Raw genomic sequence first — 14,287 nt, 5'->3', positions numbered from 1 at the left:
GAATTAAAATAATTTTTAACTTTGTTTCACAAAAATTATCTAACAAACGTATTAACATTCAAGAATATGAAAAAATTAATTGCAGGAATTGCATTATTCGGGACTTTTGCTCTGGCATCTGCACAAACCATTACATTTGATAAAACGACTTTCGATTACGGAACTATTAAGCCTAATGCTGATGGTACAAGATTCTTTACTGTAACGAACTCTGGTGATAAGCCTTTGATTCTTTCCAATGTAAAGCCTTCTTGTGGATGTACAACTCCTGAATTCAGCCAGGATCCTATCATGCCCGGAAAGTCTGCGAAAATTAAGGTGGGATACAATACAGCTATTCCTGGCCCTTTCAACAAAATGATTGAGGTTTTCTCTAATGATCCTGCAAACAACAGAAGTGTAATCTACATCAAAGGTAACGTAGATGCTAACGCTCCTGAGCCAAAAGTGTTAACTCCTGCTGAGCAGAAAGAAGCTGCTAAAGCTGAGAAAAAAGCTGCAAAACTTGCAAAAAAGGCTGCTGCGAAGTAAGCTCTACTCAAAAAAATAAAAGAACCGTCTCCATGGAGGCGGTTTTTTTATTACATTTATGTTTGATTAGGTGGCAGATGACAGGTAATAGGTGGCAGTAAATGTATTGACGTTTATCAAATATATTATTCAGGGTTTGGCTGAAGCCTTCGGATCTTTTTTAAATGGCTGGGCTAAAGCTCACCCCTATCGAATTGTAATAACATCTTCACTTTTATCTTTTTACTTTTATCTTTTTACTTTTATCTTTTTACTTTTATCTTTTTACTTTTATCTTTTTACTTTTATCTTTAAATAAAAAAAATATGGACACCGATTTCTCAGATAACTTTAAGGTAAACGGAAAATTTTCGATAAAAAAAGCATCAACGTCTTATAATGGAAAGCTCACTAAAGAAGAGGGAGAGCAAATGCTGATTCAGGAAAAAGAAAAACTTCGTGAGCTGCAGGAAAAATTATATGCCGACGGAAGCAAGTCTTTGCTGGTTGTATTGCAGGCTATGGATGCAGCAGGAAAAGACAGTATGATAGAGCATGTTTTCGGAGGAGTGAATCCTCAGGGATGTAATGTAACCAGTTTTAAAACACCAAGCTCCAAAGAATATTCTCATGATTTTTTATGGAGACATTACCTTGCCCTGCCACAGAAAGGAATGATAGGAATTTTCAACCGCTCTCATTATGAAAGCGTTCTGGTATGCAAGGTGCATCCTGAATATAATCTGAGCGAAAAAACATGGTCTTCCGTAAAAGATTTTGACAGCAAATTCTGGGAAAACAGGTATGAAAGTATCCGGAATTTTGAAAAACATCTTTCACAAAACGGAACAACTGTTGTGAAGATCTTTTTAAATGTTTCTAAGAATGAACAGAAAAAAAGACTTTTGGACAGAATAGATGAGCAGGAAAAAAACTGGAAATTCTCTGCTGGAGATCTTCCGGAAAGAGCCTTATTTGAACAATACATGGAGGCGTATGAAACCGCTATCAACGAAACATCCAAAGATAACGCACCCTGGTATGTGCTTCCTGCAGACAATAAGTGGTTCGCAAGAGTAGCCGCTATTCAGATCATTATTGATACTTTGGAGAAAATGAATCTTAAATATCCCTCTCTTTCAGATAAAGACAGACAGGAATTACAGGAATCTAAAAAACAGTTGGAAAGTGAATAAACTAGGTTGAAATTTAGAGGCTTGAAGATGGAGGTTTACAATCATTACGTTAAAAAACTTCACTCTTCCAGCCTCTGACTTCCAGCTTTTAAAAAATCACGAGAAAATCTATAAGCCGGATTCTGTACTTCCGAAAAAGTGCCTGTTATTTATCTACGTATTACATTGCTGCAACACTTGAGCTGATTACCCCTCGGCTTTCAGGACGAGCCGCCCCTATTTTCATTACTGAAAAGAACCGATATACTTATCATTGCACCGCAAAGAGTTTACCTGGTTTCACTACAGCCGAACTGTACCTGCTTTCTGTTGCACTTGTCCTACCCTCACGGGTGACGGATGTTATCCGCTTTGCTGCTCTATGGTGTCCGGACTTTCCTACCTCCCGTAAAACGGGAAATCAACAAGCCGATTTTCTCGCGGATGCAAAGGTACATAAATTTTGTGGTAAAAAAGATAAATAGAGAAATGACTACCGGGTTTTAGCTCTCTGTAAATGGTATTGATTGGTAAATATCTTTCTTTTCTTTTTTAATGAAAATACGAATTAATATTCTAAAACCTGAGCAGCTATCCGCTATTCTGCTATTTAACCTTTTTACGATTTCTTATTATAATTTTCACTAATTACTACTTTATTATTATCTTCGTGCCATTATATATCTATGGATTCCAGAGAAAAAGAATTTGCGCAGCTTATCAAAGATAATCAGGGACTGATTATTAAAGTATCGCGCCTCTATACCAATTCTCTGGAAGATGAAGAGGATCTCTTCCAGGAAATCGTGTTACAGCTCTGGAGAAGTTATGATTCCTTCAAAGGAAATTCTAAAATTTCCACATGGATGTATCGTGTAGCGCTCAATACAGCCATTACTCTTTTTAGAAAAAAAAGCAAAAGCCTTCCTACGAATGAGCTGGACGTCAACCACAAGGATTTTGTGGAAGATGATGATGAAAAACAGCAGCAGGTATCACTTTTGTATACTGTAATCAAGACTCTTCCTAATGTGGAAAGAGCCATTGTCATGATGTATCTTGACGATCTGCCTTACAAGGACATCGCAGAAAACCTCGGAATCACTGAAGTCAATGCACGCGTGAAAATGAACAGATTAAAGAAAACCCTTAAAGAACAGATGGAAAAATATGCCTGAATTTGATTTAGATAGCTTTAAGAAAACATGGCAGGAACAACCTGTACAGCATAAATATGACAACACTGAGATTCTTCAGATGTTGAATAGAAAGTCACGAAACTATGTAAAATATATTTTCTGGATCAGCGTCGTAGAATTACTGTTCTTTTCAGTATTGGGACTGTTTTTCTTTTTCCCTGAAGAGGAATCAGACAGCTTCCGCAAAATGCTTGAAAGATTAGGTGCTCAGGAAGCTCCTGAAGTAGAAAACAACTTCGGTTATGCTTATTTAGCTATCAAGGTCTTAAGTTTATTGATCACAGCATATTTTGTATTAAAATTTTACCAGAATTACCGAAGAATCAAAATTGAAGAAAATCTGAAGGGTCTTATCACCCGAATTATTAAATTCAAAACAACAGTCAATGCTTTTATTCTCATCAGCATCGTATTATTGTTAATATTCACTTTTGTATTGGTTGCTTTTATCTTTTATATACTAGATTCTCAGAATATAGAGCCTAGTGGTTCCAATCTTACGATTATTATTGTTGGAATAGCAGTAAGCACATTGCTTGCGATTTCTATGATCTGGCTTTATTACAGACTGGTATATGGCACTATTATTAAAAAGCTTGATAAAAATCTAAAACAGCTTAAAGAAATAGATTCTCAGGAAAATTAGTATACATAGGCATAGTTCGGGATATAATTGTTAATTTTATCCCACCAAATCTTAAACTATGCCCTTATCTTATGTATATGGAACTTCTGAGGTTTCATTATTAGGACAGACTATTGGAGCCAATCTTAAAAGTACTGTCGAAAAACACCCCCACCAGGAAGCATTAGTCTGCGTTCATCAGAATTACAGAGCTACTTATCAGGAATTTTACAATCAGACTACAGCTGTTGCAAAAGCTTTATTATTTTTAGGAGCAAAAGCGGGAGACAGAATCGGAATCTGGTCTTCCAACCGTTATGAATGGGTACTTTTACAGTATGCAACGGCAAGAATAGGAACTATTTTAGTGAATATCAATCCAGCCTACAGAACTCATGAACTGACATACGTACTCAATCAGTCTGAAGTCCGTTTTATTTTCTCTTCTTTAAGCTTTAAAACCAGCAATTATAAAGAGATGGTTGAATATGCAAAAGAAGTATGTCCAACCCTTGAGCACGAAATATTCTTTGATGAAAACTGGGAATACTTTGTGAATAACGGGCAGGAAATTTCAGATGAAGTGCTTCACAGTTTTGAAGAGCATGTACAGTTTGACGATCCTGTTAATATCCAGTATACTTCCGGAACGACCGGTTTTCCGAAAGGTGTCACACTTTCCCATCATAATATTCTCAATAACGGTTATTTTATAGGGATCAGACTAAAATATACTGAGAAAGACCGTGTCTGCATTCCTGTACCCTTTTACCACTGTTTTGGGATGGTGATCGGAAATATATGCTGTACAGCTCATGGAGCCTGTATGGTAATCCCCAATGATAGTTTTGATCCGGAGATTACCTTAAAAGCTGTTTCGGATGAAAAATGTACTTCCTTGTATGGAGTACCCACTATGTTTATTGCTGAACTGGCAGTAAAAGATTTTGACACCTATGATTTTTCAAGTTTGAGAACCGGTGTTATGGCTGGTTCCGTATGTCCTCCGGAAATTATGAAGAAAGTGGAAAGCCTGATGAATATTAAAGAAATGAGTATCTGCTATGGAATGACAGAAACTTCACCTGTATCTACTCAGACTTTAATAGGAACACCGCTGGAAAAACAGGTCAGTACTGTAGGAACCGTTCAGGATCATCTTGAAATAAAAATTGTGGATGAAAATGGCAGAACTCTTCAGCGTGGAGAACATGGTGAACTCTGTACAAGAGGCTACTCTGTCATGCTGAAATACTGGAATGATCCCGAAAATACAAAAAAAGTTTTGGATGATGCGCGCTGGATGCACACCGGAGATATGGCAGTAATGGACAAAGACGGCTATATTACCATTTCAGGAAGAATAAAAGACCTCATCATCCGGGGTGGAGAAAACATTTCGCCTAAAGAAATTGAAGATTTTTTATATACTTACACCAACATTCTGGATGTTCAGATCATTGGTATTCCCAGTGAAAAATTGGGGGAAGAAGTGATGGCCTGGGTAAAAGTGAGAAAAGGATTTACCATCAGCGCAGAAGAGCTGCAGGAATACTGCAAAGGAAGAATTGCTCATTATAAAATACCGAAATACTGGAAATTTGTAGATGAATTCCCCATGACTATTTCCGGAAAAATAAGAAAGGTTGAAATGCGGGAGATTTCTATGAAGGAGCTGGGATTGGATCATGTAAAAAGTAATCACTAAGATTGTGTAGTATAATTAAAAGCTCCAATCAATAATTTTAACTTCCTCTTCTTATCAATGAGCTTCATTTTCACCAACCAGAAATCAATAACTCTATTTTTTTTAAAAAAATAGAGTTATTTAACACACCAGCATGTGAAAAACACAGAAAACAAGAGCATTGCAGAAATTTAATTTTACTGAAAATTTAATGTGTATTTTTTGAAATAAACTAAAAAAAACAGTAAATACGATAAATAAAAAGAATATTTGGTAAATTTTTTTTTATTTTTTTTCCTTGTCATGTGATTAATATGAAATAAAATAATATATTTACAAAAAAACTAACTCATGAAAATTCTATCGGTACTAGGTGTCCTTTTGCTTAGTATAAACCTTTACTCTCAAAAAATCTCAGGGAAAGTTACCGATGAAAGCAATCAAGCTATTTCTTACTGCTCCATAAATCTGGAGAATCTAAATACCAGCACAATTACCGATGTTAATGGTAACTATGCAATAGATATCCCCGAACATGCAAAAAAAAGTGACTATATCATATTTGAATCTAATGGCTATAACGATAAAAAAGTTACTGTACAAGAAATAACCACAGATGCACATATCAAATTAGGCAAAAAGATTAATGTTATTCCGGAAATTAGTATAACAGGAAAAAAAACAAAAAATGAAGCACTGGGCAATACAAAAAGACCTATGCTTACCTTCTCTAAAATGTTTGATAAAAATGTTCCAACCATAGAGCAGGGACAAATATTCAACATTTATAAGTGGACAAAACTTAATAGCTATAATTTTTTTATTATTCCGAGTTCTAAATTCAAGGAAATTACTTTAAAGCTTAATATATATTCTGTAAAGGATAATTTACCACAGCAATCTCTACTTTATGAAAATATTATATTCAAAACGAGCACTACAGGCTGGCAAACCATTGATCTACAAAAATATAAATTAATTTACACGGGCCTTGATCAAGTGGCAATTACCCTACAGCTTGTTGAAAGCGTACCTCAGGATAATGTAGACTTCGTATTTGGAATCTCTGCAAAAAAAACATTATCTAATGATCTGCTGCTCCGCTATCAAAGTCAGGGAAAATGGGAAGCTAGTAAAGGAAGTTTTATCTCTAATATTGATATTAATTATATAAAAGATAAAAATGAAAACACTCCGAAGAATATAAGCCAAACAGTTAATAACACTGAAGATCAAACGCTTGTTGATTATTATAACAATAAAGAGCAGGCCAAGAAAACTATGTATGGAAAAAATAAATCCGGAAAGTATATTGATCTCAAAAATGCTAAAATATACTATGAAGAATATGGAAGTGGAGAACCACTTGTACTGCTTCATGGGAACAATGGCAGTATATCAGATTTCTATAATCAGATTCCTGATTTGGCAAAACAATTCAAAGTAATTGTATTAGATACAAGAGGACAAGGAAGAAGTACAGATCTTTCCACGGAAGATTATACTTATGAAAAGTTTTCTGATGACTTACTTGCAGTAACAAAAGAACTTAACATTAACAAATTCAATATTGTAGGATGGAGTGATGGTGGAATTACAGGTTTATTATTTACTATTAATCATCCTGAATTAGTTAATAAATTGATCGTTATTGGAGCTAATCTCAATCCGGAAGGTATAGAAACTAAAACCCTGGATATGTTTAAAAAGCAACTTGAAATAAAGGATGCTCCTAACCAAAGATTAATAAAACTGATGGTTCAGCAGCCTCATATAGAGACAGATCAGCTGAAAACCATTAAAAACCCTGTTTTGGTTATTGCTGGGAGCAATGACGTAATCAAAGAAGAACACACGAAATTAATCAATAGTACCCTACCAAATTCACAGCTATTGATCGTTCCTGATGCATCCCATTATATTCCGTTTGAGAAACCAGACATACTTAATAAGTCAATCATCAAATTCTTAAAAATATAATTTAATTGATAATAAAGCGGAAACCGAAAAGCTAACGAGTAGGTACAAATTAAAATTTTTTAAACCATGAGCAAAAAGCTTACAAAAAAGTTAACTCTTAAAAAAGAGAAGTTATCTCAATTAAACTCTGAAGAAATGAAATCAGTAAAAGCTGGAAAAGAGCTAGTAACATCTGTTTTTGATTGTTCACACTGGACATGTACTGCTGGAAGCAGCAGATCTACTAACCTTTGCGTTTGTCCTGCTTAGTAAATCAGAAACATTTTATAAAAACTGTAGCTACTCCGTAAGGGGTAGCTGCTTTTAATAGCTCTATTATGGCAAATAAATTAAAAATAGGCCTTTTAGAATTTGGCATAAGAGAAAACTCGCTCAACAATTCTAAGAAATCATTATACGATATCATTGACTATGCTACAAGAGCGGATGAACTCGGTTTCTCAAGGTTTTGGGTTACTGAAAACTATTTTTCAAAAGCACATGACATGGCCTGGTCTACTCCTGAAATGCTGATTCCCATCTTATTAGGCTTAACAGAAAAAATAAAAATAGGAATTGCAGGAGTTATTTTACCCTTACAAAGCCCTTTCAGAGTGGCTCACAATTATAAGCTGTTATCCAGTTTATATCCCAAAAGATTAGACCTCGGGTTTGTTAAAGGTCTCGTTGGTGAATATGATCTTAAATATTTTAATGTGGATGTAGATAAAGATAATTATTTCTCATCATTTCTTCCCAAACTGGAATCTACGTTAAGCTTTTTAAGAGATGAAAGTGAATTTCTCAAAAAAGATTTAATTATTCCTCCTTACAAAGGAAATATTCCGGATGTATGGTATATGGGATCTTCACATTCAGGTTTAAAAGTGGCTTTAGAGCATGATCTTAATTTTGCACGATCCATATTTCATGGAGAATCAAACAAAGAGTATCTGAAAGAAGAATTACAAAATTTCAGAACAGAATACAAAGCAAAATATGGGAAAGAACCATCAATGGTCCTTACTTTTTCAGGTTGCTGTCATAAAACAAAACAAAAGGCGATCAACGTTGCTAAAAAAAGTACCAACAACGATATAAGCAACATAAGCCTTGTAGGAGACGGAAGTTTCTTTCAGGAAAAACTGCTGGAATTTAAAGAACTCTACGGATATAATGAATTTATGTTTAATAATATCTCGAGATCACACAAAGATTCCTTAACAGCTATTGAAATATTAAGCCAGTATGTATAAAGATAAAATTGACTTTTTTTTGACCCAAATTTCAGAAAAATGTAATGAAGACAAAGGTGAAAATATTACGTTTAGTCTGGGAAACGGGTATTATTCATTATTTTACAACAATGATGTTGAGATTGAAAAAATTGAGGATCTTATTGACATGGCGTCAGAAGCTTCTTATTCATCATTTGCTACCGGAAGCTTAGCCATCATCTACTTCATGAGACTTCTGCATAATTCCAATATTATTACGGATGAAGACATTGAAAGCATAGAAGAAGATTCTATTGAATTTTTCCTGGAACTGCTTTCTGCCGCTGCAGACAAAAAAGAGTACGATTTATTCACAGGTCTGATTGGGTTAGGAATCTATTTTCTTGAAATTCAAAAACTGGATGCCGTTGCAAAAATAGTGTCTCACATAGACCATTTAAAACATGAAAGAAACCAATCCTTTTTCTGGATTGATCATATAGTAAAAGAAGACAATATCATTGACCTTGGTCTTGCTCACGGCCAGCCTTCTATCATATCCTTTTTAGCCGAATGCTATCATAAAGACTGTGAGAAGGAAACATGTGCAAAACTGATCAGGGGAAGTGTCAACTTTCTAAAGGAACTTTATGAAGAAAATAAAGATGCACAATTCATATTTCCTTCAAAACTCAATATCGCCACAGGAGAGAAACAGTTATCGGAAAGACTTGCATGGTGCTATGGTGATTTAGGAGTTGCAATAAGCATCTGGAAAGCTTACACCGTTTTACAGGATGAGGAGCTGAAAACGATGTGCCACTCGATGATTTTGAATTTAACAAAAGTAAAAGCAGACAGATCCGGGGTTTTTTATAGTCAAAAAAATGAGTGTATAGACACGGGAATATGCCACGGAACATCTGGAATTTCTCATATATTCAATAAATTCCACAGGATATTTCAAAATGAAGAACTAAAAAAGGCTCACGATTACTGGATGTCTCTAACCTTACAACAACTGGATAAAGGAGCAAAATTTCCTTTCGATCTTAAGAATGACGAGTGGGCAGAACATACAGGACTTCTGGAAGGTATTTCCGGAGTAGGAATGGTATTGCTGGATTATCAGTATCCCGATAAAGCCAAAGATTGGGACAAAATTTATTTAATGAACATAGGATGAAATACAACGATATAGAAAAACTTAACTTTTACCTGCTGAGAACCCCTCTTCTTCCACAGAAAAACATTGATCAGTGGGAAGAGGACATCCATACAGAAAGTTTCCGTAATACCATTTATTTATCATCACCGGATTTATATGAACAGCTTATCAACCTGGACGAAAAAAAATTGTCCAAAGAAAAAGCGGATAAAATAAAAAAATCTCTGTTAAAATATTGGCTGAGAACTCATTTCAGAACCATCCCTTTCGGCACCAATGCCGGTGTAAGTATGGGCGAATGGAGTGACAGTACTCATATTACCCTGGATAAAGACCAGGATAAAATATTTGCAAGACTGGATATGCAGCTTTTGCATGATATTACGGTAAAGCTGGAAGAAAATATGCAGGTGAGAAAAGTTTGTAAATTCTATACCAACAATACCATCTACAGCATTAAAAATAAATACCGTTATATTGAGCCTACCATCAAGGATTCAGGGTTGAAGTATGAGATTATTTCTACCGAGAAAAACAAATATCTGAATTCAATCATAAAAGCCTGTCAGGATGGTTTAACGCTTTCAGAAATCATAGAAATATTAGTTAATCAGGAAATTTCTTATGAAGACAGTTTCGACTATATCAACGAATTGATAGATTCAAAAATTCTTGTCACTGAACTTTCACCAAAGGTTACTGACAAGAATTTTCAGAATTTTATCTATCAGTTTTTAAAAGATTTGAAAATTCCAGCGGATGAAGAAAACAAAGAGACTGCAGAACTGATCCAAAGCCTGATTACTATCTTTGAAATTGTACAGAAAGCTAACGAAACCAATAGTACATTTCTTTCTGTTGATCAGATTTCTGAGATATTAACCTCAATCGGGATTAAAAATCACAAAAAGAATATCCTTCAGACAGACTTACTGAAAGGGAAAACATCCAATACACTAGATAAAAATATTTTTAAGGACTTTAAAAAAGTACTTTCTACAGTCTTTCAGATTGGAGCTGCAGATACTATTGACGCTCTGGATAATTTTAAAAAGGAATTCATCGCAAGATATGATCAGCAGGAAATTCCGATACTATTGGCTCTTGATCCGCTCTCAGGTATCAGCTATCCTTTACATTCGGATAATGAAAATTCTAATTTGACAGACGGAATTCAGTTTAAGTCTGAAAATACCACCAACATTATTCAGGGATCTTTGAAATGGAATCAGTTTTTAGGAGAAAAGCTCATTAATGCCCTAAAAAATAATGAAGATGTAATACAGATTATACAAGAAGAAGTTTCTCCCTTTTTAGAAGAGAATAAAAACATTCCTTTTTCAATGTCTTCATTGGTCCATATCTATGAAGATCAGGAAGGAAAACCTGTTATTTTCCATAAATACAGTGACGGACCTTCATCTTCTACCTACCTGGGACGTTTTTGTCATATGGATGATCAGTTGGAGGCATCAGTAAAAAATGCACTGTCAGAAGAAGAGTCTTTCTTTGACGGGCAGATCATTGCTGAAGTGGTACACAATCCGCAGCCAAGAGTTGGAAATATTACAATCAGACCTCATCTGAGAAAGTATGAAATACCAATCATCAACCTCCACAATACTGATGGCGAGCCTATTTATCTGAATGACATTATGATTTCTGTGAAAAATGACAGAATTGTTCTGCGTTCTAAAAAATATAATAAAGAAGTTATTCCAAGTCTTTCATCTGCACATAATTATAACCTGCATAAAGTACCGATGTATCATTTTCTATGTGATCTTCAGTACCAGCACACAACGCCTTCCTATAACTGGAACTGGGGTATGTTTGTTAATTATGAATATCTGCCCAGAATAATGATCAATAATGTGATTCTGTCCAGAGCATCGTGGTTGTTGGATTATGATAAAATTTTCAATGGAAAAAAAGCTTCTATTCAGGTTTTCAAAGAGTATTTAAAGGAGAAAAATATTCCTGAAATCTGTGTTTTCACAGAAAAAGACATGGAACTTCCTGTATTTACAAACAATCCTCTTTCTCTGGAAATACTTTTTGACCATTTATCAAAAGAAAAACAGATAAGAGTTTTGGAAAACCTTTCCAGTCAATACAAAACTGTTACTAAGGATGCTAACGGAAATCATCACAGCAATGAATTCCTTATCCCATGGAATAATTTCAGCAGCAAAAAGAAAGATAAACTAACCCTTTTCCCTGTAAAAAATACAGTGACCCGAAATTTTGTTCCGGGAAGTGAGTGGCTTTTCTACAAAATCTATTGCAGCACAAAGGTTTCGGATCAGATTATTAAAGATACCCTCTATAAATTTGCCAGTGGACTTGCTAAAAAAGGAATTATAAAAAAATGGTTCTTCATACGTTACAGTGATCCGGACATGCACATCAGAATAAGATTTCTGACAACTTCACAAGATCATATTCTTTCTAGCCAGATTTATCAGTTGCTTGACAAATATCTGACCCGGGAAATGATTATCCATAAAATTGTTCTGGACACCTACAACAGGGAGATTGAGCGATATGGTGAAACCACAATAGACCAGATGGAAAGTATTTTTTACTTTGACAGTGAATGCGTCTGCCAGTTACTGAAAGAAGCCGAATACACTGAAACTCCCATCTGGAAAGCTGCCGTTGCCGGAATCAACCGTATTCTTGATGATTTCGGTTATAACATGACAGAAAAAAGGGACATTCTGAATCAACTTGCCAATGGATACGGAAGTATGCTTGATGACAATTCTAAACAGACATTAAAAGATAAATACAGAGATCACAGACATCAAACCCTGGAACTTTTGGCAGGTAAAGATGAGTTCTCAAAGATCCTGGATATAAGATCTAAAAAAACAGCCCGTTATATTGCTGAAGTAAAGGAACTACAGTCTCAGCAAATGGTAAAATCATTAGTAGTAAGCTATATTCATATGTTTATCAACAGAATATTTGCTTCAAAACCGAATATCCATGAGTCTGTTTTATACTACTTCTTACACAAAAGCTATGACTCATTACTGAATATAAAAAAACTGATGTAAGATGACCAGAATCGCATTAATAAACTGTTATTTTGGCAAAAGCTGGCCTGAGTATTTCAACCATTTTTTATACAGCTGCAAATACAATCCGGATGTTGATTTTTTATTATTTACCAACCTGGAAGCGCCTTTTCATCTACCGAATGTTCATTTTATAAAGATCAGTAGTCTTGCTGAATTCAGTGCAATAGCAAGCGAAAAGCTGGATTTATCCATCAACATTCTGGATGGTTATAAATTGTGTGATTTTAAACCTGCTTATGGATTAATTTTTCAGGATTATTTAAAGGAATACGACTTTTGGGGATATTGTGACATTGATATTATTTTCGGGAATATCCGGTATTTTATCACAGAGAAATTATTGAAAAAATATGATGTTATTTCACCCCACAAAAATTACCCTGCGGGATTCTTCACCCTGTTGAAAAATAATGAACAGTGCATTAATCTTTTCAAACAGAGCAAAGATTATGCGCATATTCTACAGAATACACGTCATTTCTGTTTTGATGAATGTAACTTTGAGTTTAATCTTGTTTATACCAAAGATATTACTGAGATCCAAACTGAAATTGAAAGTTTCACTCTTGTTGTAAGGAAGCTGGAACTTCAAAAGGAAATTAAATATTATCATAAAAACATCGTTCAGGAGTTTGTTTATTCCAATGTAACCCATCACTGGGTAGAAGGTAATATTTTCAATACCGTAACGGAAAAACAATACCTGCTGATTCACCTTATCAATCTTAAGGATAATCCGTATTTCTTTATAGATCCTTTTGAAGCAAAAGGCAATTTTTCAATTTCTCCACAGGGAATTCATTATAAATCTAACAAAATATCTTATCCTTTAAAAAAGATCAGAAGAAAAATAGAGAGTAGAATAACCAATACCCGTTACAGATTTTTATTTTGGAAATCCAGGCTTCTTGCTTACAACCAAAAACAACATGTGAATTTTCTGGAAGAACAGTCTTACAAGATCGGAAAAACCCATATTACCTTTTATCCGCAAGACAAAAATAAACTGATCATTATTAACGAAAGTGAAAACGCACTCTATTACAATCAGTTTTCTCTTTATAAGCTTAAGGGCAATCAATGGATAGGGATAAGTAAAAAGAATATCAGTACGATTGATTTTCATTATAAAAACGAAGAAAATATCCCCTATAAAATAAGCATAAAGAATATCAAGAATCACATCACAGAAAATGCCTACTATATTTATTAAAAAACTTCAGCATTTATGATTGCAAAATATGAGTATCTCCTGTCCTTTAATTTTTTGTTGAAGAAATTTGTACAGCAGCATAAAAAAGCAGGAAAAATAAAAGACTATACCCTACCGCTGGAAGATTATAACTTTTTTAGCTTTTACAATATACTACAAAATGATTTTGATATTGAGGCAATGGTAATAAGGCTGGACGAGTGGGAAGATATTGAAGAACTGAGCTTTCCCGCTATTGCTTTCTTAAAGATCAATGGAGGAATTTTTGTCCTGTTGAATGATTATAAAGATGGAAAAATACATTGGGAAAGCAAAGAATATGGAAAACAGGTCAATACATTCAGTCTGTTTAGAAGAATAAGTGACAATATATTTCTGATTTCTTAGGCGTATCAGATGAATTTAAAATACAATAAAAAAGGTGAATAGATCTATTCACCTTTTT

The 14,287-nt window shown here is 34.4% G+C and carries 12 protein-coding genes and 1 other RNA gene; 12 read left to right on the top strand and 1 reads right to left on the bottom strand.

Going from position 1 to position 14,287, the window contains the following annotated elements; genetic code table 11:
- The first annotated feature begins 66 nt into the window (after positions 1 to 66).
- A complete protein-coding gene (locus C8D70_RS09285; RefSeq protein WP_002977002.1) occupies positions 67 to 531 on the top strand; it encodes a DUF1573 domain-containing protein in 465 nt (154 codons plus the stop codon).
- 305 nt (positions 532 to 836) lie between these two features.
- On the top strand, positions 837 to 1,706 hold the full coding sequence (locus C8D70_RS09280; RefSeq protein WP_110367125.1) for a polyphosphate kinase 2 family protein: 870 nt from the start codon (positions 837 to 839) through the stop codon (positions 1,704 to 1,706).
- A 95-nt stretch (positions 1,707 to 1,801) separates the two neighbouring features.
- On the opposite strand, the gene rnpB is transcribed toward C8D70_RS09280, so the two are convergent.
- An RNA gene (gene rnpB, locus C8D70_RS09275) (RNase P RNA component class A) lies at positions 1,802 to 2,126 on the bottom strand.
- A gap of 245 nt (positions 2,127 to 2,371) precedes the next feature.
- Between rnpB and C8D70_RS09270 the strand changes: the two genes are divergently transcribed.
- The 10 genes from C8D70_RS09270 (at position 2,372) to C8D70_RS09225 (ending at position 14,229) form a co-directional block, all read left to right on the top strand.
- Positions 2,372 to 2,863, top strand: coding sequence for an RNA polymerase sigma factor (locus tag C8D70_RS09270; protein WP_047378820.1), 492 nt, complete (start codon positions 2,372 to 2,374; stop codon positions 2,861 to 2,863).
- Positions 2,856 to 3,530: a beta-carotene 15,15'-monooxygenase gene (locus tag C8D70_RS09265; protein WP_110367124.1), complete on the top strand. Its 675-nt coding sequence runs from the start codon at positions 2,856 to 2,858 to the stop codon at positions 3,528 to 3,530. The genes C8D70_RS09270 and C8D70_RS09265 overlap by 8 nt, the downstream gene beginning before the upstream one ends.
- 58 nt (positions 3,531 to 3,588) lie before the next feature.
- Positions 3,589 to 5,217 (top strand): AMP-binding protein, encoded by a 1,629-nt coding sequence (locus C8D70_RS09260; protein WP_076596307.1) that lies wholly within the window; start codon positions 3,589 to 3,591, stop codon positions 5,215 to 5,217.
- 330 nt (positions 5,218 to 5,547) lie between these two features.
- Complete coding sequence (locus tag C8D70_RS09255; RefSeq protein ID WP_076596308.1) at positions 5,548 to 7,176, top strand: alpha/beta fold hydrolase; 1,629 nt, start codon at positions 5,548 to 5,550, stop codon at positions 7,174 to 7,176.
- 66 nt (positions 7,177 to 7,242) lie between these two features.
- Positions 7,243 to 7,425 carry a class I lanthipeptide gene (locus tag C8D70_RS21320; RefSeq protein WP_076596309.1) on the top strand — a complete coding sequence of 61 codons (183 nt, stop codon included), beginning with the start codon at positions 7,243 to 7,245 and terminating at the stop codon, positions 7,423 to 7,425.
- 68 nt (positions 7,426 to 7,493) lie between these two features.
- Positions 7,494 to 8,411, top strand: a complete 918-nt coding sequence (locus tag C8D70_RS09245) for an LLM class flavin-dependent oxidoreductase (protein WP_076596310.1) — start codon at positions 7,494 to 7,496, stop codon at positions 8,409 to 8,411.
- Between the two features lie 19 nt (positions 8,412 to 8,430).
- Positions 8,431 to 9,558 (top strand): lanthionine synthetase LanC family protein, encoded by a 1,128-nt coding sequence (locus C8D70_RS09240; RefSeq protein ID WP_181416110.1) that lies wholly within the window; start codon positions 8,431 to 8,433, stop codon positions 9,556 to 9,558.
- A complete protein-coding gene (locus tag C8D70_RS09235) occupies positions 9,555 to 12,605 on the top strand; it encodes a lantibiotic dehydratase (protein ID WP_110367122.1) in 3,051 nt (1,016 codons plus the stop codon). Before C8D70_RS09240 ends, C8D70_RS09235 begins: the two co-directional genes overlap by 4 nt.
- A gap of 1 nt (position 12,606) precedes the next feature.
- Entirely contained in the window at positions 12,607 to 13,842 is a 1,236-nt protein-coding gene (locus C8D70_RS09230; RefSeq protein WP_110367121.1) for a DUF6625 family protein, read from the top strand.
- Positions 13,843 to 13,857: 15 nt separating this feature from the next.
- Complete coding sequence (locus C8D70_RS09225) at positions 13,858 to 14,229, top strand: hypothetical protein (protein WP_076596314.1); 372 nt, start codon at positions 13,858 to 13,860, stop codon at positions 14,227 to 14,229.
- The last annotated feature ends 58 nt before the right edge of the window (positions 14,230 to 14,287 follow it).

The sequence above is a fragment of the Chryseobacterium sp. CBTAP 102 genome (assembly GCF_003201365.1).
GTDB lineage: Bacteria > Bacteroidota > Bacteroidia > Flavobacteriales > Weeksellaceae > Chryseobacterium > Chryseobacterium candidae.
This window is presented reverse-complemented; position numbering and strand designations above follow the sequence as displayed.